This window comes from Streptomyces sp. NPDC093598 (assembly GCF_044764825.1).
Lineage (GTDB): Bacteria > Actinomycetota > Actinomycetes > Streptomycetales > Streptomycetaceae > Streptomyces.
The window spans coordinates 512500-533311 of sequence record NZ_JBIWIV010000003.1; the positions used below are offsets into that span (position 1 = coordinate 512500).

At 72.3% G+C, this 20812-nt stretch carries 19 protein-coding genes; 15 read left to right on the top strand and 4 right to left on the bottom strand.

Going from position 1 to position 20812, the window contains the following annotated elements:
- Positions 1–2 precede the first annotated feature (2 nt).
- From pyrE to ACIRDU_RS14220, 14 genes are all read left to right on the top strand, one after another.
- The gene (gene pyrE / locus ACIRDU_RS14155) at positions 3–551 is read left to right on the top strand and encodes an orotate phosphoribosyltransferase (protein ID WP_184848200.1); all 549 of its coding nucleotides are present in this window, start codon (positions 3–5) and stop codon (positions 549–551) included.
- 148 nt (positions 552–699) lie between these two features.
- Positions 700–1722 carry a class II fructose-bisphosphate aldolase gene (fbaA, locus tag ACIRDU_RS14160; protein ID WP_403578485.1) on the top strand — a complete coding sequence of 341 codons (1023 nt, stop codon included), beginning with the start codon at positions 700–702 and terminating at the stop codon, positions 1720–1722.
- A 66-nt stretch (positions 1723–1788) separates the two neighbouring features.
- Positions 1789–3291, top strand: a complete 1503-nt coding sequence (locus tag ACIRDU_RS14165) for an MFS transporter (protein ID WP_403578488.1) — start codon at positions 1789–1791, stop codon at positions 3289–3291.
- A 250-nt stretch (positions 3292–3541) separates the two neighbouring features.
- Positions 3542–3955, top strand: coding sequence for a DUF3151 domain-containing protein (locus ACIRDU_RS14170; protein WP_033310134.1), 414 nt, complete (start codon positions 3542–3544; stop codon positions 3953–3955).
- A gap of 150 nt (positions 3956–4105) precedes the next feature.
- Complete coding sequence (locus tag ACIRDU_RS14175; RefSeq protein WP_403578492.1) at positions 4106–4936, top strand: tryptophan 2,3-dioxygenase family protein; 831 nt, start codon at positions 4106–4108, stop codon at positions 4934–4936.
- A complete protein-coding gene (gene kynU / locus ACIRDU_RS14180) occupies positions 4929–6167 on the top strand; it encodes a kynureninase (protein WP_403578495.1) in 1239 nt (412 codons plus the stop codon). The genes ACIRDU_RS14175 and kynU overlap by 8 nt, the downstream gene beginning before the upstream one ends.
- A 189-nt stretch (positions 6168–6356) precedes the next feature.
- Positions 6357–7220, top strand: a complete 864-nt coding sequence (locus ACIRDU_RS14185; protein WP_403578498.1) for an alpha/beta hydrolase — start codon at positions 6357–6359, stop codon at positions 7218–7220.
- 187 nt (positions 7221–7407) lie between these two features.
- Positions 7408–8409, top strand: coding sequence for an alpha/beta hydrolase (locus ACIRDU_RS14190; RefSeq protein ID WP_403578501.1), 1002 nt, complete (start codon positions 7408–7410; stop codon positions 8407–8409).
- Positions 8402–9610: an acyltransferase gene (locus ACIRDU_RS14195; protein WP_403578505.1), complete on the top strand. Its 1209-nt coding sequence runs from the start codon at positions 8402–8404 to the stop codon at positions 9608–9610. The genes ACIRDU_RS14190 and ACIRDU_RS14195 overlap by 8 nt, the downstream gene beginning before the upstream one ends.
- On the top strand, positions 9603–10979 hold the full coding sequence (locus ACIRDU_RS14200; protein WP_403578507.1) for a sensor histidine kinase: 1377 nt from the start codon (positions 9603–9605) through the stop codon (positions 10977–10979). The genes ACIRDU_RS14195 and ACIRDU_RS14200 overlap by 8 nt, the downstream gene beginning before the upstream one ends.
- Entirely contained in the window at positions 10976–11659 is a 684-nt protein-coding gene (locus tag ACIRDU_RS14205; RefSeq protein WP_403578510.1) for a response regulator, read from the top strand. Before ACIRDU_RS14200 ends, ACIRDU_RS14205 begins: the two co-directional genes overlap by 4 nt.
- 115 nt (positions 11660–11774) lie before the next feature.
- Positions 11775–13100, top strand: a complete 1326-nt coding sequence (locus ACIRDU_RS14210; RefSeq protein ID WP_403579007.1) for a sensor histidine kinase — start codon at positions 11775–11777, stop codon at positions 13098–13100.
- Positions 13097–13762: a response regulator gene (locus tag ACIRDU_RS14215; RefSeq protein WP_403578512.1), complete on the top strand. Its 666-nt coding sequence runs from the start codon at positions 13097–13099 to the stop codon at positions 13760–13762. Before ACIRDU_RS14210 ends, ACIRDU_RS14215 begins: the two co-directional genes overlap by 4 nt.
- A gap of 53 nt (positions 13763–13815) precedes the next feature.
- Entirely contained in the window at positions 13816–15036 is a 1221-nt protein-coding gene (locus ACIRDU_RS14220) for a cytochrome P450 (RefSeq protein ID WP_403578515.1), read from the top strand.
- A gap of 44 nt (positions 15037–15080) precedes the next feature.
- Here the strand turns inward: ACIRDU_RS14220 and ACIRDU_RS14225 are convergent, their stop codons facing one another.
- The gene (locus ACIRDU_RS14225) at positions 15081–15962 is read right to left on the bottom strand and encodes a diacylglycerol kinase family protein (RefSeq protein WP_403578518.1); all 882 of its coding nucleotides are present in this window, start codon (positions 15960–15962) and stop codon (positions 15081–15083) included.
- A 185-nt stretch (positions 15963–16147) separates the two neighbouring features.
- Here ACIRDU_RS14225 and ACIRDU_RS14230 point away from each other — a divergent pair, with 185 nt between their 5' ends.
- Positions 16148–17431 (top strand): adenylosuccinate synthase, encoded by a 1284-nt coding sequence (locus ACIRDU_RS14230; RefSeq protein WP_403578521.1) that lies wholly within the window; start codon positions 16148–16150, stop codon positions 17429–17431.
- Positions 17432–17711: 280 nt separating this feature from the next.
- Here the strand turns inward: ACIRDU_RS14230 and ACIRDU_RS14235 are convergent, their stop codons facing one another.
- The 3 genes from ACIRDU_RS14235 to ACIRDU_RS14245 all read right to left on the bottom strand — a co-directional run bounded on the left by ACIRDU_RS14235 (position 17712) and on the right by ACIRDU_RS14245 (position 20659).
- Positions 17712–18362 (bottom strand): hypothetical protein, encoded by a 651-nt coding sequence (locus tag ACIRDU_RS14235; RefSeq protein ID WP_403578524.1) that lies wholly within the window; start codon positions 18360–18362, stop codon positions 17712–17714.
- 121 nt (positions 18363–18483) lie between these two features.
- Positions 18484–19185 (bottom strand): GntR family transcriptional regulator, encoded by a 702-nt coding sequence (locus ACIRDU_RS14240; protein WP_403578527.1) that lies wholly within the window; start codon positions 19183–19185, stop codon positions 18484–18486.
- Positions 19186–19303: 118 nt separating this feature from the next.
- Positions 19304–20659: an aspartate aminotransferase family protein gene (locus ACIRDU_RS14245; RefSeq protein ID WP_403578530.1), complete on the bottom strand. Its 1356-nt coding sequence runs from the start codon at positions 20657–20659 to the stop codon at positions 19304–19306.
- Between the last annotated feature and the right edge of the window lie 153 nt (positions 20660–20812).

The window sequence follows — 20812 nt, forward strand, 5'->3', positions numbered from 1 at the left end:
CCATGACGGACACACGCGGCGCGCTGCTGCAGCAGATCAAGGACAAGGCCGTGGTGCACGGCAAGGTGACCCTGTCGTCGGGTCTCGAGGCCGACTACTACGTCGACCTGAGGCGCATCACGCTCGACGGCGAGGCCGCCCCGCTGGTCGGCCAGGTGCTGCTTGACCTGACCGCCGAGCTGGACTTCGACGCCGTCGGCGGTCTCACCATGGGCGCCGACCCGGTCGCCGCCGCCATGCTGCACGCTGCCGCCGCCCGCGGGAAGCGCCTGGACGCCTTCGTCGTACGCAAGGCCGCCAAGGCGCACGGGCTGCAGCGGCGCGTCGAGGGCCCGGACATCGCGGGCCGCCGCGTGCTGGTCGTCGAGGACACCTCCACCACCGGCGGCTCCCCGCTCACCGCCGTCGAGGCGGTGCGCGAGGCCGGGGCCGAGGTCGTCGCCGTCGCGACCATCGTCGACCGGGCGACCGGCGCCGCGGAGAAGATCCAGGAGGGCGCCGGGGTGCCGTACCTCTTCGCCTTCTCCAAGGACGAGCTGGGCCTCGACTGACCGGGACCTGACCAGGGCGTGGACGGTGGCCTGGACCTTCCGGCCAAGTCTGGAAAGATGGGGCCGACGATGACGTCGCACCCCAAGGTCTAGGTCAGGGCCGTTAGACACAGCAGTACGTCAACCCGCAGATACAAGGAGCGGACGCATGCCCATCGCAACTCCCGAGGTCTACAACGAGATGCTGGACCGGGCGAAGGCAGGAAAGTTCGCCTACCCGGCCATCAACGTGACCTCCACCCAGACCCTGCACGCGGCCCTGCGCGGTTTCGCTGAGGCGGAGAGCGACGGCATCGTCCAGATCTCCACGGGTGGTGCCGAGTTCCTGGGCGGTCAGTACAGCAAGGACATGGTGACCGGCGCGGTCGCCCTGGCGGAGTTCGCGCACATCGTCGCCGAGAAGTACCCGGTGAACATCGCGCTGCACACCGACCACTGCCCCAAGGACAAGCTCGACGGGTACGTACGCCCGCTGCTGGCGCTGTCCCAGAAGCGCGTCGAGGCCGGTCTGAACCCGCTGTTCCAGTCGCACATGTGGGACGGCTCGGCCGAGACCCTCGCCGACAACCTCTCCATCGCCCAGGAGCTGCTGGAGCAGGCCCGCGCCGCGAAGATCATCCTCGAGGTGGAGATCACCCCCACCGGTGGCGAGGAGGACGGCGTCTCGCACGAGATCAACGACTCCCTCTACACCACGGTCGACGACGCGATCCGCACCGCCGAGGCCCTCGGCCTGGGCGAGAAGGGCCGCTACCTGCTCGCCGCGTCCTTCGGCAACGTGCACGGCGTGTACAAGCCGGGCAACGTCGTCCTGCGTCCCGAGCTGCTGAAGGAGCTGAACGAGGGCGTCGCCGCCAAGTTCGGCAAGGGCTCGCCGTTCGACTTCGTCTTCCACGGCGGCTCCGGCTCCACGGAGGAGGAGATCCGCACCGCGCTGGAGAACGGCGTCGTGAAGATGAACATCGACACGGACACCCAGTACGCGTTCACGCGCCCGGTCGCGGACCACATGTTCCGCAACTACGACGGCGTCCTGAAGGTCGACGGCGAGGTCGGCAACAAGAAGACCTACGACCCGCGCACCTGGGGCAAGCTGGCCGAGGCCTCCATGGCCGCGCGCGTCGTCGAGGCCTGCGGCAACCTGCGCTCGACCGGCACGAAGATCAAGTAAGTCCCGGTTCGCTCGCGTCGAGCCCGGCACCCGATGTGGTGCCGGGCTCTTCCGTATGCTCCGAGCATGCCCGATGTCCGGCTGGCCTCCCCGCAGGGCAAGTGGATCCTGCTCACCACCGTCCTCGGCTCCAGCATGGCGATGCTGGACGCGACCGTCGTCAATGTGGCCCTGCCGCGCATCGGCCGTGACCTCGACGCGAACCTGTCCGCGCTCCAGTGGACGGTCAACGCCTACATGGTCACGCTGGCAGGGCTGATCCTGCTGGGCGGGGCGCTGGGGGACCGGATCGGGCGGCGGAAGGTGTTCGTCGTCGGCGTGGTGTGGTTCGCGGTGGCGTCGCTGCTGTGCGGGATCGCGCCGAACGAGGGCGTGCTGATCGCCGCGCGGGCCCTGCAAGGGGTGGGCGGTGCGCTGCTCACGCCCGGGTCGCTGGCGCTGATCCAGGCGTCCTTCCACCCCGACGACCGGGGGCGGGCGGTGGGCCTGTGGTCCGGCTTCGGCGGGATCGGGGCGGCGGTCGGGCCGTTCGTCGGCGGCTGGCTGGTGGACGGGCCGGGCTGGCGGTGGGTGTTCCTGCTGAACGTGCCGCTGGCGCTGCTGTGTGTGCCGGTCGCCCTGCGGCATGTTCCCGAGTCGGGTGGGGGCACCGCCCGCTCCGGCGAAGCCGAGCGTGGGGGACATCGGGCGCACGGGCGGTTCGACGTGCTCGGGGCCGTGCTGGGGGCGCTGGCGCTCGCGCTGGTGACGTACGCCCTGATCGAGGCCGGCGGGGGCGGTGCGGTGGTGGCCGTCTCGGCGGTGGCCGGGCTGGCCGCGGCCGTCGCGTTCGTGGTCGTCGAACGGCGCCGGCCCGATCCGATGATGCCGCCGGACATCTTCGCGTCCCGGCAGTTCACGGCCGTCAACCTCGTCACGCTGTGCGTGTACGCGGCCCTCGGCGGGTTCTTCTTCCTCGCCGCGCTCCAGCTCCAGGTGGTCGTGGGCTACTCGGCCCTCGCGGCCGGTACGGCGCTGCTGCCGACGACCGTGCTGATGCTGCTGCTGTCCGCGCGGTCCGGGGAGCTGGCCGACCGGATCGGTCCGCGGATCCCGCTGACGGTGGGGCCGCTGCTGTGCGCGGCCGGGATGCTGCTGATGCTGCGGGTCGGGCCGGGGGCGTCGTACGCGGCCGATGTGCTGCCGGCGCTGGTGGTGCTCGGGCTGGGCCTGGTCACGCTGGTGGCGCCGCTGACGGCGACGGTCCTGGGCTCGGTGAGCGTGGTGCGGGCCGGGCTGGCCAGCGGCATCAACAACGCGGCGGCCCGGGCGGCGGGGCTGATGGCGGTGGCGGCGCTGCCGCTGCTGGCGGGGATGGGGGAGGAGGCGTACCGGGAGCCGGCCGCCTTCGACACGGCGTTCGGGAAGGCGATGGGGTGGTGTGCGGGGGCGCTGGTGGTGGGGGCGCTGATCGCGGCCGCGGTGGTACGCAGACCGCCGCCGGACTGCAAGCGGCCGGAGTGCCTGCGGCACGGCGCAGTGACGGCGCCACCGCTGGAGGGTGAGCCGGTGCGGAAGCGGTTGGGGTAGGGCCGGGTTGGTGCTGAGGCTGTTTCCCGGTGCCGGGAGTTGGTGCTGGGGTCGGCTGGGTGCGCAGCCCGCGTGGCGGCGGGGTGCCGCTGTGCCCACCCGTGCCGCCCTGGGAGGCACCTCCCGGGCCGTTGAGGCACTGAGGGGAGGCAGTGGGGGGAGGTACGGCTGCCCGCAGCTGAGCGGGACGGTGCCCGCAGCTCAATGGGACCGGTGCCCGCAGGTGAGCGGGATGGCGCAGACTTGGGGCATGTCCATTCACGAGAACCTTCTCGGGGGTCCGCCCCCGACCCATCTCCCCGACGACCCCGGGCCGCGGGAAATGCTCGCGTCGGGTGCCGCGCCCGCCGAGGTCGCCGGTGCGCACCCCACCTCCTCGCTCGCCTGGGCGCAGCTCGCCGACGAGGCGTTCGAGCGGGGCGCGGCCGTGGAGTCCTACGCGTACGCCCGCACGGGCTACCACCGCGGCCTGGACGCGCTGCGCCGCAACGGCTGGAAGGGCCACGGCCCCGTGCCGTGGGAGCACGAGCCGAACCGCGGCTTCCTGCGTGCCCTGCACGCCCTCGCCCGCGCCGCGCAGGCGATCGGTGAGCAGGAGGAGTACGAGCGCTGCTCCCAGTTCCTGAAGGACTCCTCGCCGACGGCGGCGCAGGTCCTGGGCTGAGACACGGTCCGTGTACGCGAGGCCCGTCCGCGAAAGGCGGGCCTTGCGGTTTCGGGGGACCATTGCGGAAGATGCCCCTGGGGACCGGGGCCCCCGTGTCGGATTCGGCAGGGGCGGACCGCTACCCGGAGTTATACGCAGGAGACAGCGATGTCCCACGAGGCTCACGAGCCCGAGACCCCGCATCTCGACTTCCACGGCACGACGCCGTACGAGGACTACGTCAAGGCGGACGTGCTCACGCACCTCCAGCACACCCTCTCCGACGACCCCGGAGAGATGGTCTTCCTGGTGACGACCCAGGTGATGGAGCTGTGGTTCACCGTCATCGTCCACGAGTGGGAGACGGCGGCCGGCGCGCTCAGGGGGGACGACATCCCCACCGCCACCGCCGCGCTCAAGAGGTCCGTACGCGAGCTGGAGGCGCTCAACCACTCCTGGAAGCCGCTCGCCCAGCTCACCCCGGCCCAGTTCAACTCGTATCGCAGCGCCCTCGGCGAGGGTTCGGGCTTCCAGTCCGCGATGTACCGGCGCATGGAGTTCCTGCTCGGCGACAAGTCCGCGTCGATGCTCGTCCCGCACCGGGGCGCACCGCGCGTGCACGCCGAGCTGGAGAAGGCGCTGCACGAGCCGAGTCTGTACGACGAGGTCGTGCGGCTGCTCGCGCGGCGCGGGTACGACATCCCGGAGGCCGTGCTGGGGCGCGACGTCTCGAAGCGCTACGAGCCGTCGCCGCAGGTGGAGGCGGCCTGGACGGCCGTCTACTCCGGCGACGAGAGCGACGAGGTCGCCCGGCTGGGCGAGGCGCTGAGCGATGTCGCCGAACTGGTGTGGCGCTGGCGCAACGACCACCTGGTCGCCACCCGGCGCGCGATGGGCGCCAAGACCGGCACGGGCGGCTCCGCCGGGGTGGCCTGGCTGGAGAAGCGCGCGCAGAAGAACGTGTTTCCCGAGCTGTGGACGGCGCGGTCCTATGTCTGAGCTGTCTGAGCTGTCTGAGCTGTCTGAGCCGTCCGAGCTGTCCGAGCCGTCCGAGCTGTCCGATCGCGCGCGGAAGCTGGACGCCGGCGACGAACTGGCCGGCAAGCGCGCCGAGTTCGTGCTGGATGAGGTCGTCTACCTCGACGGCAACTCGCTCGGCGCGCTGCCGGCGGTCGTCCCCGGGCGGGTCGAGGACGTCGTACGCCGCCAGTGGGGCGAGCTGCGCATCCGATCGTGGGAGGAGAGCGGCTGGTGGACGGCGCCCGAGCGGATCGGTGACCGGATCGCCCCGCTGGTCGGGGCGGCGCCGGGCCAGGTCGTGGTGGGCGACTCGACAAGCGTCAACGTCTTCAAGGCACTCGTGGGTGCGGTGCGGATGGCCGGGGACGGCCGTGACGAGCTCCTCGTCGACGCGACGACCTTCCCCACCGACGGGTACATCGCCGAGTCCGCCGCCCGCATGACCGGCTGCACCCTGCGGCCCGTGGCACCGGCGGACGTGCCGGACGCGCTGGGCGACCGGACCGCCGCCGTCCTGCTCAACCACGTCGACTACCGCACCGGCCGGCTGCACGACCTGCCGGGACTGACGGCCGCCGTGCACGGGGCCGGGGCGATCGCCGTCTGGGACCTGTGCCACAGCGCGGGCGCGCTGCCGGTCGGGCTGGACGAGCACGGCGTGGATCTCGCGGTCGGCTGCACCTACAAGTACCTGAACGGCGGGCCCGGTTCACCGGCGTACCTGTATGTGCGCCGCGAGGTGCAGGACCGCTTCGAATCGCCGCTGCCCGGCTGGAACTCGCACGCCGAGCCGTTCGGCATGCGCACCGGCTACGAGCCGGCCCCCGGTGCCCTGCGCGGCCGGGTCGGTACCCCCGACATCCTCTCGATGCTCGCCCTGGAGGCGGCCCTGGAGGTCTGGGACGGGGTGTCGGTCGAGGCGGTGCGGGCCAAGTCCCTCGCGCTGACGGACTTCTTCCTGGAGTGCGTGGCGGCGTATGTGCCCGAGGGCAGGGTCGCGTGCGTGACGCCGGTGGCGCACGAGGAACGGGGCAGCCAGATCGCCCTGCGCTGTGACGACGCCGGTGACGTGATGAAACGGCTCATCGAGCGGGGTGTGGTCGGTGACTTCCGGGCGCCGGACGTGCTGCGCTTCGGCTTCACCCCGCTGTACGTCGGGTTCGCCGACGTGGAGCGGGCGGCGCGGGTGCTGGCGGAGACGCTGGCCTGAGCGGCGGCGGTTGCCGGGTCGCCCCTGCGGTGTCCCGGCCCCGCCGTCCCCGGAACGGCAGGCCCGTCCGATCTTCACCGAGCGTGACATCCCCGTGTCCCCGCACGTCACGCGCCTGGTACCGTCCCGGCCAACGGCCGACCCCTCAACTGGTCGGCCCCGTACGGTTCATCGCTGGAAGGTTGGAGCATGACGGACGACGTCGCAGCAGCACGGGCCGCTGCCGAGGAGAAGTCGGCCTTCTCCCACGCGCCCGTCGACCCCGACGCCACCGCGGCCTACGGCGACCACCCGGACCAGGTGATCGACTTCTTCGCACCGCGCCGGGAGGGCGGCCCCGGACCGGCCCCGGTCGTCGTCGTGCTGCACGGCGGTGCCTGGCGGGCGCCGTACGACCGGCGTCACATCAGCCCCTTCGCGGACTTCCTCGCCCGCCGCGGATTCGCCGTGGCCAGCGCCGAGTACCGGCGCGGTGGCGGCGACGACTCCGTCGCGGGGCGCTGGCCCGACACCTTCGACGACGTCGCCGCGGCGCTGGACGCCCTTCCGGCGCTGGTACGGGAGGTGCTGCCGCAGGCCGACCCGCGCCGTACGGTCCTCACCGGCCACTCGGCGGGCGGACATCTCGCGCTGTGGGGTGCCGCCCGGCACGTCCTGCCGTCCGGCTCGCCCTGGCGCAGCGGCGGCCCGGTGACGCTGCGCGGCGTGGTCGCCCTCGCCCCGATCGCGGATCTCGCGATCGCCGACAAGCTGGACGTGTGCGGGGGCGCGGCACGCCAACTCCTGGGCGGGGACGAGCACTTCGCGGAACGCCAGCCGTACGCGGACCCGGCGCTGCTGCTGCCCACCGGCATCGCCACCACCCTCGTCCAGGGCCGCACGGACCTCGACGTGCCGCAGGCGGTCGCCGAGTCGTACGCCGAAGCGGCGGCGAAGGCCGGGGAGATGGTGGGGGTGACGCTGCTGGAGGGCGTCGGGCACTTCCCGCTCATCGACCCGGCGGCGGACGCCTGCGCGGTGGTGGTGGAGGAGATCGCGCAACTGGCCTGGTGAGCGGTGCGCTGCACGGCTTCGTGGCGGCGTCCCCGGCGGGCCCGTAGGAGTGGTCCCCGGTCATACCCGTAGTACCTGAGAGCTACGCCGCAGGTGAGTTCCTCGGTGTGACGCGGACCAGGTGTCCCGCTCCGTAACTTCCCTTCCACGCAGACCCGATGGCCGGGTGCGCTGGAGGGGGACGACCATGGGGTCCGCATCGGAGTACCGCCGTGGCGACGGCGGCACACGCCGCGCCGGCAGATGGGTCCGCGCCACGCTCGCCGCTCTCATCACGGGCGCGGTGGTGCTCCCCCTCTCCGCGGCCGTGCGGCCGGAGATCCCCGCCCCGTCCCCCGCCTCCCTCGCGCCTCTCAGCGCGTCGACGCTCGACGCGGCGTACGCGGCCAACCGGGCCAACGCCGCCGAGGCGGCCCGCATGGCCGCCGCGCACCACGACGGGGACCGCGCCGCGACGGACCGTCGTCTGGCCGCCCCGGCCCGGCACCTCCTGCGGTTCGACGGCCGCGGCTCCGGCCGGGTGACGGAGGTCCTCGGCGACCTCGCCCGGGCCGACCGCGTCGCCGTCCTGGTCCCCGGCTCCGACACGAGCCTCGACACCTACGGCCGGTTCCACGCGGCGGCCGCCGCCCTGCACCGGCAGCTCACCCGGCAGGCCCCGGCGGGCACGCACACCGCGGTCGTGGCCTGGCTGGGCTACGAGACACCGGGCACGGTCAGCACGACGGTCACGACGACCGGCAGGGCGGAGCAGGCGGCCCCGCACCTGCGGGCGCTGGTCGCCGACCTGCGCGCGATCACCGGCGACGGACCGCGCATCTCGCTGCTCTGCCACTCCTACGGCTCGGTCGTCTGCGGCCGCTCCGCCGCCGGACTCGCCGTCGACGACATCGCGCTCGTCGGCAGCCCCGGCACCGGCGCGGACACCACGGCCGCCCTGCGCACCCGCGCCCGCGTCTGGGCGGCCCGGGGCGCCGACGACTGGGTGGAGCACGTACCGCACCTCGGCGTGGACCTGTTCGGCACCACCGTCGGCTTCGGCACCGACCCCGTCTCCCCGTCCTTCGGCGCCCGGGCCTTCGCGGCCGGCGACGTCGGCCACAGCGAGTACTTCAGCCCCGGCTCGACCTCCCTGACCAACCTGGCCCGGATCGTCCTGGGCGAGACCAAGGCGGTGACCCATGACTGACATCGGCGTACGAGGCATCCGGCAGGGAGTGCGCCGCGGCGCCGACCGCATCGCCACGGCCACCGAGCCCGGCCGTGACCGGGCCGTGGACGCCCTGCGCGCCGCCGCCGTCCTCGGTGTGGTCCTCGGGCACTGGCTGGTCACGGCCCTGGTCTCCGACGGCCCCGCCCTGCGCACGGCGAGCCCGTTGCAGCACATGCCCTGGCTGGCGCCCGTCTCCTGGATGTTCCAGACCCTCGCCGTGTTCTTCCTGGTCGGCGGGCATGTCGCCACCCGTGGCCACGCCTCGGCCCGGGCCCGTGGAGTCCCCTACCACCAGTGGCTGACGGCCCGGCTGTCCCGGCTGTTCAGACCGGTCGCCGCCGTCCTCGGCCTGTGGACGGTCGCCGCCCTCGCCCTGCTGCTGTCGGGCGCCGAGTTCGGCACGGTCCGTACGCTGGTGAAGCTGGCCCTGGCGCCGATGTGGTTCCTGGTGGTGTTCGCGGGCCTGACGGCGGCGACCCCGCTGCTCACCCGGCTCAACCCGCTCTGGCCGCTGGCCGTCGTCCTGCACGTGGACCTGCTGCGTTTCGGCCTGGGTGGCCCCGCCTGGCTGGGCTGGGTGAACGTGGCAGCCGCCTGGATGGTGCCCTACACGCTGGGCGCGGCCTGGACCCGCGGCGAGCTGGAGCGCCGCGCGGGATGGGTGCTGCTGGGGGCCGGGGCGGCGGCGACCGCGGCGCTCGTCGCGTGGGCGGGTTATCCGGCGTCGATGGTCGGCGTCCCGGGCGAGGGCATGTCCAACCTGGACCCGCCGACTCTGGCCGTCGTCACCTTCGGCCTGGCCCAGTGCGGCCTCGCCCTGCTGCTGCGCGAGCGGCTGCGGCGGGCGATGCGCAGGCCGGTGGCATGGGCGGTGGTGGCGCTCGTCAACCTCTCCGCGATGACCGTCTTCCTCTGGCACCAGACGGCCCTCATGGCCACGACCGCCACCGGCCTCCTCGCGGGCCGGCTGCCCGGCCTGCACACGGTGCCCGACGGGCTCGGCTGGGTCGGGGTCCGGCTGCTGTGGCTGCCCGTGTTCGCGCTCGCCCTCGCGGTCTGCTGGGCCGCCTTCCGTTCCTTCGAGCGGGGCGGCGGTGGCCGGGGCCGCAGGTCCCGGGTGGTGCGGGCGCACCGTCCGTCCGACCGGGGCGCACCGGCGGGGGCCCGGCATGTCTAGGCTGGGCCGCGTGACGGACACGGGGGTGGGCCGCGCGCTGCGAGCGCGCGTCACGGGCTGGCTGCGGGGCGTCCGCGGGGAGCTGTGGACCGTCCGGGCGGACCCGCTGCCGCCCTCCACCTGGCTGCGCTGGCTGCCGCACGGACTGCTGTGCCTGGCCGCCTTCGGCATCACGGTCGGCGGCGCGGGCGATCTGGCGGACAACGGCCATCTCGGTTCCGGCCTGGCCCTGCTCGTCGCGGGCGGGCAGGGCGGCGCCGTGGTGCTGGGGCTGTGGCGGCCGGTGCCGGCGTGGTGGCTGTCCCTGGGGGCGTTCACCCTGGGCGCCGTCACGGTGCGCACCCGTATGGGCTTCGACCTGGAGACCTACACCTGGCCCTGGACCGCCGCCGGGATCATCGCCGAGATGTTCGTGCTGCTGCTGCTCGCGCTGCGGGTGCCCACCCGCGCGGCGGTGGCAGCCCTGGCGGTGACCGGGTTCATCACCTACGTCTTCGAGAGAACGTGGACCGGGGAGCCCTACGACCCCACCGGCTTGCTCGCGGTCTCCCTGTTCACCGTCGTCGTGATACTCGGCACCGCCCTGCGCGGCCGGCGCGAGGCCCGTGCGGAACTCGTCGAGCAGACCACGCTCACCGCCGAGGAACGCACCCGGCGCACCCTGCTGGAGGAGCGCAGCCGCATCGCGCGGGAGCTGCACGACGTGGTGGCCCACCACATGTCGGTCATCTCCATCCAGGCGCAGGTCGCCCCGCACCTCGTGGAGAACCCGCCCGACGAGCTCCGGGAGAACCTCGCGGGCATCCGGCAGAACGCGCTGGAGGCCCTGATCGAGCTGCGCCGGGTGCTGGGCGTGCTGCGCTCGGAGCACCCCGGGCCGGGGGAGTCGCTCGCCGGCGCGGGTGACGAGACCACACCGCACGCGCCGCAGCCCACGCTCGACCGGCTCGACGCACTGGTGGAGAACACCCGGGCCGCGGGCCGCGAGGTCGTCACCGACATCAACGGCGAGCGGCGTCCGCTGCCGCCCGGCGTGGAGCTGTCGGCGTACCGGATCGTGCAGGAGGCGCTGAGCAACGCCCTGCGGCACGCGCCCGGCGCGCGGATCACGGTCCGTCTCACCTACGAGCCGGACGGCGTGGAGGTGGAGATCGTCAACGGCCGCCCGACCGGGCCGCCTCCGCCGTCGACGGGGGCGGGGCACGGACTGCTCGGCATGCGGGAGCGGGTCGCGATGCTCGGCGGCACCATGACGGCGCACCCGTGGCACTGGGACGGCTTCAAGGTCACCGCCTTCCTCCCGGAGACCCCGACCGCGGGCACGCCGGGCACCGACCACCCCACGGCCCCCCAGGGAGGGACATCATGACGAGCGGCACCGGCGACCCCATCCGGGTTCTCATCGTCGACGACCAGGCGATGGTCCGGCAGGGCTTCACCGTGCTGCTCGGCACCCAGCCCGACATAGAGGTCGTCGGCGACGCGAAGGACGGTGAGGGCGGCATCGCCAAGGCCGCGGAGCTCGCCCCGGACGTCGTCCTGATGGACATCCGCATGCCCGGTGTCGGCGGCATCGAGGCCACCGAGCGCATCACGGCCGCGCACCCGGACGTCAGGGTGCTGGTGCTCACCACCTTCGACCTCGACGAGTACGTGTACGACGCGCTGCGCGCCGGCGCTTCCGGGTTCCTGCTGAAGGACGCGTCGTCGGAGCAGCTCGCCGAGGCGGTCCGGGTGGTCGCAGCCGGGGAAGCGCTGCTCGCCCCGGTCATCACCCGCAAGCTGATCGCCGAGTTCTCCCGGCTCGACGGCAGGCCCCGCGCCCCGCTCAAGGAACGGATCGGCGACCTGACCGAGCGGGAGACGGAGGTGCTCGCCCTGATCGCGCAGGGCCTGTCGAACGCGGAGATCGCCCGGCACCTGTTCGTGGCCGAGCAGACGGTGAAGACCCACGTCGGCCGGATCCTGGTGAAGCTGGGCCTCAGGGACCGGACACAGGCGGCGGTGTTCGCGTACGAGTCGGGGCTGGTGCGGCCGTCGGGGTACTGAGGCCGCCCGGTGGTCCCCGTAGTACCTGAGAGGGACCTCCTATGACCCCTCTCACTGGGGACGACCGCGACCACGGGGTGCGCCTACCGTTCTGTACGTGACCGAGACGACTCACATGCAGACCACGCCGCCGGGGGACCGGGCCAAGCCGCGCAGTCCGGAGTACCGGGTGGCGGTGGATTCCCTGCGCGGCCTGAGGCAGGACCTCTTCCAGGACGCGTTCGCCTACCGGCCGCTGCCGGCCCGGCGCACGGACGGGCGGCTCGTCCGGCGGCTGCCGGGGCGGCTGCGGGAGTACGCGGCGTGGCTCCCGCACGCCGCGATCACCGTCGCGGCCCTGATCACTCTGGCCTCCTCCACGGTCGACACCGGCGGCCAGGCCCTGCTGCTCGGTCTGCTCTGCACGATTCCCGTGCTGCTGACCATGGTGCGGCCGGTCGGCGCCTTCTGGGCGTCCATGATCTCCACCCCGATCGCCTCCGTGCTCGGCAGCAGCTGGGGCGAATGGCCCTGGGCGCCCGGCAGCTTCGTCTGCCACCTGACCGTGCTGACGGTGGTGGCGATCCGAACCCGGCCGCGCACGGCCGCGTGGATGTGGGCGCTGACGGCGCTGTACGCCGTCCTCGCGGACACCGGTATCGGTCCGACCTACTACGAGTACGGCAGCAACTCCGGACCCATGCTGGTCATATCGGCCCTGATCCTGCTCTGTGTCACCGTCTGGCACATCCGCCGTAACGCCGAGCAGGAGGTCACCGCCCAGCAGACGGTCACCGCGCACGAGCGCTCCCGCCGCACCCTGCTGGAGGAGCGCACCACGATCGCCCGTGAGCTGCACGACGTCGTCGCCCACCACATGTCGGTCGTCGCCATTCAGGCTGAGGCCGCGCCGTACCGGGTGGAGAACCCGCCGCCCGAGCTGGAGAAGGCGTTCGCCACGATCCGGGAGAACGCGGTGGCGGCCCTGACCGAACTGCGCCGGGTGCTGGGCGTCGTCCGCGCCGAGGACTACGAGGCCCCGGACGCCCCGCAGCCCACGCTCGCCGACCTGGACGGGCTGCTGGCCAATGTGCGGGAGGCCGGACTGGCGGTGGAGAAGGTGGTGACCGGGGCGGTGCGGGAGCTTCCGCAGGGCGTGGAGCTCTCGGCGTACCGCATCGTGCAGGAGGCGCTGAGCAACTCCCTGCGGCACGCGCCGGGCGCGCCGGCCCGCGTCGAGATCGGGTACGTTCTCGGCGGCCTGGGCCTGCGCATAGTCAACGGCCCGCCGCCGAACCCGAGTCTGATCAAGCCCTCGCCCGGCGCCGGGCACGGCATCACGGGCATGCGGGAGCGGGTGTCGATGCTGACCGGCGAGATGACGGCGGGCGGCACGGACGACGGAGGTTACGAGGTGGCGGTGTTCCTGCCGGTCGCCCTGCCGGACGAGGGTGACGTATGACCATCCGCGTGCTGATCGCGGACGATCAGATGATGGTGCGCGAGGGCTTCTCGGTCCTGCTGAACGCGATGCCGGACATCGAGGTCGTCGGAGAGGCGGTGAACGGCCGGGAGGCGGTCGCCAAGGTCCGCGAGCTCACCCCGGACGTGGTGCTGATGGACATCCGCATGCCCGAGCTGAACGGCATCGAGGCGACCCGCGAGATCGTCGCCGCCGACGGCGCGGCGAAGGTGCTGGTGCTCACCACGTTCGACCTCGACGAGTACGTGTACCAGGCGCTGCGCGCGGGTGCCTCCGGCTTCCTCCTCAAGGACGCCTCGGCCCGCCAGCTCGCCGACGGGGTGCGGGTGGTGGCGTCCGGGGAGGCGCTGCTGGCTCCGTCGGTGACCAGGCGGCTGATCACCGAGTTCTCCAAGCTCTCCGCGACCCCGCGCCTGATGCCCTCCGGGCAGGCGGCCTACGGGGATCTCACCGACCGGGAGACGGAGGTGCTGGTCCTCATCGCGCAGGGCCTGTCGAACTCGGAGATCGCGGAGCAGCTGGTGGTCGCCGAGTCGACGATCAAGACCCATGTCAGCCGGATCCTGGTGAAGCTGGGCCTCAGGGACCGGACGCAGGCGGCGGTGTTCGCGTACGAGGCGCGGCTGGTGACGCCGGGGTGACGGGTGGGCGCCGCCCCTGGTCAGAGTGGGGGCTGTCGGGCTAGCGTCCGTTCATGGCAGCTCTTTCCGACCTCGGGTTCGACCCGTGGGACCCGGCGTTCCTCACCGACCCGTACCCCGCCTACGCCGAGCTGCGTGCCCAGGGCCGCGTGCACTGGTTCGAGCCCACGAATCAGTGGCTCGTCCCGCACCACGCGGACGTCTCGGCACTGCTGCGCGACCGGCGCCTCGGCCGGACGTACCAGCACCGGTTCACGCACGAGGAGTTCGGCCGCACCGCGCCCCCGCCGGAGTACGAGCCGTTCCACACGCTCAACGACCACGGGATGCTCGACCTGGAGCCGCCGGACCACACCCGCATCCGCCGCCTGGTGTCGAAGGCGTTCACGCCGCGCACGGTGGAGCGGCTGAAGCCGTACGTGCGGGGCCTGGCCGACGAACTGGCGTCCGCGCTGGTCGCGGCGGGCGGCGGCGACCTGCTGAAGGACGTGGCCGAGCCGCTCCCGGTCGCGGTGATCGCCGAGATGCTCGGTATCCCGGAGTCCGACCGTGCCCCGCTGCGCCCCTGGTCGGCGGACATCTGCGGGATGTACGAGCTGAACCCGTCGAAGGAGACGGCGGCGAAGGCGGTCCGGGCGTCGGTCGAGTTCTCCGACTACCTGCGCGATCTGATCGCGGCCCGCCGCAAGGAGCCGGGCGAAGACCTCGTCTCGGGTCTCATCGAGGCCCACGACGAGGGCGACCGCCTCACCGAGCAGGAGATGATCTCCACCTGCGTCCTGCTGCTCAACGCCGGCCACGAGGCCACGGTGAACGCCACGGTCAACGGCTGGTACGCCCTGTTCCGCAACCCGTCCCAGCTCGCGCTGCTGCGCGCCGACCACACGCTCATCCCCTCCGCGATCGAGGAGCTGATGCGCCACGACACCCCGCTCCAGCTCTTCGAACGATGGGTCCTGGACGACATCGAGATCGCCGGCACGACGATCCCCCGGGGCGCGGAGATCGCCATGCTCTTCGGCTCCGCCAACCACGACGATGCGGTGTTCGCGAACCCGTCCGCCCTCGACCTGACCCGCACGGACAACCCCCACATCTCCTTCAGCGCCGGCATCCACTACTGCATCGGCGCACCCCTGGCCCGTATCGAACTGGCGGCCTCGATGGGGGCGTTGCTGGAGAGGGCGCCGACACTCCGACTCGCCGCCGAGCCGGAGAGGAAGCCGAACTTCGTGATCAGGGGGTTGGAGGGGCTGGCCGTCGAGGTCGGCTGATCAGGACCGACAGGCCCCCGAACAGGAGAAGACCGAGGGCCGACTCACCGCCCCGCCGGCAGCGTCAGCCCCCACGCGCCCTCCCGTACCACCCACGTCCGCGTCCGCACCGGCCCCGACACCACCGTGTCCGCCCGGTAGCGGAAGTGCGCCCCCGAGACGGTCACCGTGCGGCCCTCCGCCAGCAGCGGCGAGGCCTCCGCGCCCACCGACACCGGTCTGATCTCCACCGACGCGATGCCCGCCGCGGACGGTGACACCGACACCGCCTCCACCGGCTGGTTCAGGTCGACGAGGGTCTCCCCGTCCACCTCGACCCGCAGCCGGGAGGGCCCCGGCTCGGGCGCGGCGGCGAGCCGGGACGGGCGGGGGACCGGGACCAGAGTCCGGACCAGCGACTGGCAGGTCCGCAGCCACGGGTGACCCGGCGGGTGGCCGGGATCCGGCGCGGCCGGCGGGCCGGCTCCAACCGGGGAGGGCGACAGCGGCGGTATGCGCAGCGCGCCCAGCACCACCCCGTCACTGTCGTCGACCATCAGGTCCATCCGCCGCTCGACCCCGTCCAGCACCGCCCGCGCCGCCGCCACCGTCCCCGTCGGCACCCCCAGCGACCGCGCCAGGGACAGCGCACCGCCGACCGGCACCACCGACAGCGCGCATCCGGCCAGCTCCCGATGCCGGTGCAGCAGCGCCACCGCGCGGAGCAGGGCCCGGTCGTCGCCCACCACCACCGGTCTGCGAGAGCCCCGCCGGGCCAGCGCCCGGGCGAATTCCTCGGGCCCGTCCGGCAGGCACAGCTTCATGCCGGCACCCGCCCCGAGCACGTCTTTCGCGATCCTGACGGACTCGCCGTCCGACCGACGGGCGACCGGGTCGACCACCACCAGCAGCTGCTCGGACGTCGTGGAAGTCGCCACCTCGGCCATGCCTCGCTTCCTCGGGTAGCATCTTTGTGCAAGAGCCCCTTGCGCTATTGCGCCAGGGGCTTCGTCTATTCCGGGGCATCCGGTCCGACGGTTGGCGGCCAACGGCGGTCGCGGTGCACGCGGCTGCGATCCTCCGCGTGCGCCCTCGACCATGGACATGCCCCGCCCGGAAGGGGTGTACGCGCGTGCCCGCACTTGTGCTGCTCGGTGCTCAGTGGGGTGACGAAGGCAAGGGAAAGGCCACCGACCTGCTCGGTGGTTCAGTGGACTATGTAGTGCGCTACCAGGGCGGCAACAACGCCGGCCACACGGTGGTCGTGGGTGACCAGAAGTATGCACTGCACCTCCTCCCTTCCGGAATCCTGTCTCCCGGCTGCACGCCGGTCATCGGTAACGGCGTCGTCGTCGACCCGTCGGTCCTGCTCTCCGAGCTGAGCGGTCTGAACGAGCGTGGCGTCGACACGTCCAAGCTCCTCCTCAGCGGAAACGCGCACATCATCACGCCGTACAACGTGACGGTGGACAAGGTGACCGAGCGCTTCCTCGGCAAGCGGAAGATCGGCACGACCGGGCGCGGCATCGGCCCGACGTACGCCGACAAGATCAACCGCGTCGGCATCCGCGTGCAGGACCTGTACGACGAGTCGATCCTCACGCAGAAGGTCGAGGCGGCTCTCGACGTCAAGAACCAGATCCTCACCAAGCTCTACAACCGGCGCGCGATCGCCGTGGACCAGGTGGTCGAGGAGCTGCTGGCCTACGCGGACAAGCTCGCGCCGTACGTCGCCGACACCGTCCTGGTCCTGAACCAGGCGCTGGAGGAGGACAAGGTCGTCCTGTTCGAGGGCGGCCAGGGGACCCTGCTCGACATCGACCACGGCACGTACCCCTTCGTGACCTCGTCGAACCCGACCGCGGGCGGTGCCTGCACCGGCGCCGGAGTCGGCCCGACGAAGATCGGCCGGGTCATCGGCATCCTCAAGGCGTACACGACCCGGGTGGGGGCCGGCCCGTTCCCCACCGAGCTGTTCGACGAGGACGGCGAGGCGCTGCGCCGTATCGGCGGGGAGCGCGGTGTCACCACCGGCCGTGACCGCCGCTGCGGCTGGTTCGACGCGGTCATCGCCCGCTACGCGACCCGCGTGAACGGCCTGACCGACTTCTTCCTCACCAAGCTCGACGTCCTCACCGGCTGGGAGCAGATCCCGGTCTGCGTGGCGTACGAGATCGACGGCAAGCGCGTCGAGGAGCTCCCGTACTCCCAGACGGACTTCCACCACGCCAAGCCGGTCTACGAGATGCTCCCGGGCTGGAACGAGGACATCTCCAAGGCGAAGAGCTTCGGTGACCTGCCGAAGAACGCCCAGGCGTACGTGAAGGCGCTGGAGGAGATGTCCGGCGCCCCGATCTCCGCGATCGGCGTGGGCCCGGGCCGGGACGAGACGATCGAGATCAACTCGTTCATCTGACCCGTCTCCGTGTCCGCAGGCCGCCCCTCGTGCGTACGGGGGGCGGCCTGCGTTCCCCGCGGGGAGAGTCGCCGGGAACGGCGCCCGAAGCGGCCTGCTTCACCACCGACCACGGCAAGCCGCACCGCCTACCTGTACTTCGACATGCAGGACAGCCGGCAGATGCGGGCGCTCGCCGAGGCCCTTCTTCCTCCAGCTGGGCGCGGAGATCACGTACACGCCGGTGATGAACGTCGAGGACGTGCGGAAGGGCCTCTCCCAGCTGGGACGCTGAGCCGGCTCAGCTGAAGACGATCATCGACCCCTGGGCGAGGCTGCGGGTCACGGCCGCGTGCAGGCCGAGCCAGACGTGCCGCTCTCGGGCGAACGGGCTCGGATCGTACGGGGCGGGGACGGCGGGTTCCTCCAGCTCCGTCGGGGCGAGCGGCGGCTGGGGGGCCGCCGGCGGGTTGCCCGGGTCGATGCCGATGACCGGGGCGACCAGCTCCAGCTCCCGCAGCAGGGCGTGCGAGGAGCCCAGCGGGCCGCCGCCCGCGAGGAGATCGTCGTCGGCGAGCGGGCTGGGGAAGTCGACGGGGACGTAGGCGCCCGCGTGGTCGTAGTGCCAGACCAGGTGCGACTGCTGGGCCGTCGACTCGAACATCTCCAGCAGCTGTTCGTAGTCGCCGCCGAGTTCGTCCACGGGCGTCACCGGCAGGCCGCACACCTGGAGCAGATAGGCGCGGCGCAGGAAGTGCAGCGCGTCGTAGTCGAAGCCCGCGACCGGGGCGACCTCGCCGGACAGGCCCGGCATGTACTGGTACACCGGCACCGGCGGCAGACCGGCCTCCGCGAGCACCTTGTTGTATTGCGCGAGTTCCTCGGCGAAGGGATTGTCCGGCGTGTGGCACAACACGTCGACGAGCGGTACCAGCCACAGGTCACAGGCCAAAGAAGGCTCCTCGCTCAGCGCGGTGGTCGGGTAGCACGGTGGTCAAGAAGGGTAGCGGTGCGGCACGGTCACGGCTCCCGCCGTGCATGTCCCATACCCATACGGGCAGCGGCGACTCAGGTCATCCGGAGGCGAGCCGCTCGATCAGGGTGACCGAGTGCGTGTTGTACGCGGCGATGATCGCCCGGGCGGCGTCGTTGTCACGGTCGATCAGGGCGTCGACCAGCTCGGTGTGACCGGCCCACAACTCGCCGCGCAGATCGGTCAGCCGGCGCAGGTGCTGCACCGCGCAGACCCAGGTCTGGACGCGCAGCCGGTGCAGGAAGTCGGTGAGGTAGGGATTGCCGAAGCAGGCGCCGAGCTCGCGCCAGAAGCGCAGGTCGTAGCCGATGAGGACGGTGAGATCACCGGCGGCGGCGGCCCGCTGCGCCTCCTCGCCGCGCCTGCGGACCCCGGCGACCACGGCGGCGGCACGAGGATCGTCCGGCCGCACCGCGTTGGGGCGTCCCTCGGTGAGCGCGAGGAACATCCCCTCGATGACCAGCCCCCGGGCCTCGATCATGCCGCGGAAGTCCTCGACCGAGTACTCGTGGACCCGGAAGCCGCGGTGCTGGTCGGCTTCGAGGAGCCCCTGCGCGGACAGGTCGACGAGCGCCTCCCGCACCGGCGTCGCGGACACCCCGTACTGCTCGGCGATCTCCTTGACCGTGAACTCCTGCCCCGGCTGGAGCCGCCCGGCCAGCACCTCGTCCCGAAGCGCGTCGGCGATCTGCTGTCGCAGGGTGCTGCGCGTCACGGCGCCGTTGCCGGTGCTGGCGGGCATGGTCAGGGCGTCTCCCTCGTCGCGTTCGGGTGGCGTGCGCGTCCATGTGTACGAGCACGCCACCTTACGCGTTCGATCGAGGCGCGAGAATGTCGGTTACTGACGGGTTTACAGCTCTTTACTCCGTGTACTCGTCGGCGACCGAGAGCGCCGCGTCGAGCGCCGCGAGCCCTTCCTTGAGTTCCGCCTCGCTGATGTTGCAGGGCGGCACCACGTGCGTCCGGTTCATGTTCACGAACGGCCACAGCCCGCCCTTCTTCGCGGCGGCGGCGAAGGCGGCCATGGGGGCGTTCGCCTCACCGGCCGCGTTGTACGGCACCAGCGGCTCCCGCGTCTCGCGGTCGCGGACCAGCTCCAGCGCCCAGAACATGCCGACGCCGCGCACCTCGCCGACGCTCGGGTGCCGCTCGGCGAGCGCGCGCAGCTCCGGTCCGACGACGGACGCACCCAGCCGGGCCGCGTTCTCGACGACGCCCTCCTCCGCCATGACGTTGATCGTCGCGACGGCGGCGGCGCACGCCAGCGGGTGCCCGGAGTACGTCAGACCGCCGGGGTACGGGCGCTTGCCGAAGGTCTCCGCTATGGCGCCGGAGATCGCGACACCGCCCAGCGGCACGTACCCGCTGTTCACGCCCTTCGCGAAGGTCAGCAGGTCCGGCGTGACGCCGGACAGGTCCGCGGCGAACCACTCACCGGTCCGCCCGAACCCGGCCATGACCTCGTCCAGGACGAAGACGATCCCGTGCTTGTCGCAGATCTCCCGCACCCCGGCGAGGTAGCCGGGCGGCGGGACCATGATCCCGGCGGTGCCCGGGATGGTCTCCAGGATGATCGCCGCGACGGTCGAGGGTCCCTCGAAGGCGATCGTCGTCTCCAAGTGCTCCAGCGCCCGCGCGCACTCCTGCTCCTCGGTCTCGGCGTAGAAGCGGGAGCGGTAGAGGTAGGGCGCCCAGAAGTGCACGACCCCGGCCGTGCCGCTGTCGGAGGCCCAGCGGCGCGGGTCGCCGGTGATGTTCACGGCCTGCTGCGTACCGCCGTGGTACGAGCGGTACGCCGAGAGCACCTTCGGGCGGCCCGTGTGCAGACGGGCCATCCGGATGGCGTGCTCGACGGCGTCGGCGCCGCCGTTGGTGAAGAAGATCTTGTCCAGGTCGCCAGGGGTCCGCTCGGCGATCAGCCGGGCCGCCTCCGACCGCGCCTCGACCGCGAAGGCGGGCGCGAAGGTCGTCATCCGTGCCGCCTGCTCCTGGATCGCCGCGACGACCTTCGGGTGCTGGTAGCCGATGTTCGTGTAGACCAGCCCGCTGGAGAAGTCGAGGTAGCGGCGGCCGTCGTAGTCCCAGAAGTACGACCCCTCGGCACCGGCGACGGCGAGCGGGTCGATGAGCTCCTGAGCGGACCAGGAGTGGAACACGTGGTCACGGTCGGCGGCCTTGACGGCGGCACCGGCTTCGGGGTTCGGCTGAGGGGTCATGCGGGCGAGCGTAGGCGCGGGGGAGGGGGCGGTGAAATCGGCGGCCTGTCTGCCGTCGGCGGCCTTCCTCCGACAGGTTGTCCAGACGCCACCCCTCTATTTGACAGCCTACTGTCGAGATGTGAGGATACTGTCATAAGGCACAGGGTCCGA

What these genes read in the sequence shown, in the direction of transcription:
- ACIRDU_RS14175 (WP_403578492.1), top strand. Translation starts at nt 4,106, where the DNA reads ATGTCCCACGAGGCTCACGAGCCCGAGACCCCGCATCTCGACTTCCAC.
- ACIRDU_RS14185 (WP_403578498.1), top strand. Translation starts at nt 6,357, where the DNA reads ATGACGGACGACGTCGCAGCAGCACGGGCCGCTGCCGAGGAGAAGTCG.
- kynU (WP_403578495.1), top strand. Translation starts at nt 4,929, where the DNA reads ATGTCTGAGCTGTCTGAGCTGTCTGAGCTGTCTGAGCCGTCCGAGCTG.
- ACIRDU_RS14205 (WP_403578510.1), top strand. Translation starts at nt 10,976, where the DNA reads ATGACGAGCGGCACCGGCGACCCCATCCGGGTTCTCATCGTCGACGAC.
- ACIRDU_RS14225 (WP_403578518.1), bottom strand. Translation starts at nt 15,962, where the DNA reads ATGGCCGAGGTGGCGACTTCCACGACGTCCGAGCAGCTGCTGGTGGTG.
- ACIRDU_RS14245 (WP_403578530.1), bottom strand. Translation starts at nt 20,659, where the DNA reads ATGACCCCTCAGCCGAACCCCGAAGCCGGTGCCGCCGTCAAGGCCGCC.
- ACIRDU_RS14240 (WP_403578527.1), bottom strand. Translation starts at nt 19,185, where the DNA reads ATGCCCGCCAGCACCGGCAACGGCGCCGTGACGCGCAGCACCCTGCGA.
- ACIRDU_RS14170 (WP_033310134.1), top strand. Translation starts at nt 3,542, where the DNA reads ATGTCCATTCACGAGAACCTTCTCGGGGGTCCGCCCCCGACCCATCTC.
- ACIRDU_RS14190 (WP_403578501.1), top strand. Translation starts at nt 7,408, where the DNA reads ATGGGGTCCGCATCGGAGTACCGCCGTGGCGACGGCGGCACACGCCGC.
- fbaA (WP_403578485.1), top strand. Translation starts at nt 700, where the DNA reads ATGCCCATCGCAACTCCCGAGGTCTACAACGAGATGCTGGACCGGGCG.
- ACIRDU_RS14210 (WP_403579007.1), top strand. Translation starts at nt 11,775, where the DNA reads ATGCAGACCACGCCGCCGGGGGACCGGGCCAAGCCGCGCAGTCCGGAG.
- pyrE (WP_184848200.1), top strand. Translation starts at nt 3, where the DNA reads ATGACGGACACACGCGGCGCGCTGCTGCAGCAGATCAAGGACAAGGCC.
- ACIRDU_RS14195 (WP_403578505.1), top strand. Translation starts at nt 8,402, where the DNA reads ATGACTGACATCGGCGTACGAGGCATCCGGCAGGGAGTGCGCCGCGGC.
- ACIRDU_RS14220 (WP_403578515.1), top strand. Translation starts at nt 13,816, where the DNA reads ATGGCAGCTCTTTCCGACCTCGGGTTCGACCCGTGGGACCCGGCGTTC.
- ACIRDU_RS14200 (WP_403578507.1), top strand. Translation starts at nt 9,603, where the DNA reads ATGTCTAGGCTGGGCCGCGTGACGGACACGGGGGTGGGCCGCGCGCTG.
- ACIRDU_RS14165 (WP_403578488.1), top strand. Translation starts at nt 1,789, where the DNA reads ATGCCCGATGTCCGGCTGGCCTCCCCGCAGGGCAAGTGGATCCTGCTC.
- ACIRDU_RS14215 (WP_403578512.1), top strand. Translation starts at nt 13,097, where the DNA reads ATGACCATCCGCGTGCTGATCGCGGACGATCAGATGATGGTGCGCGAG.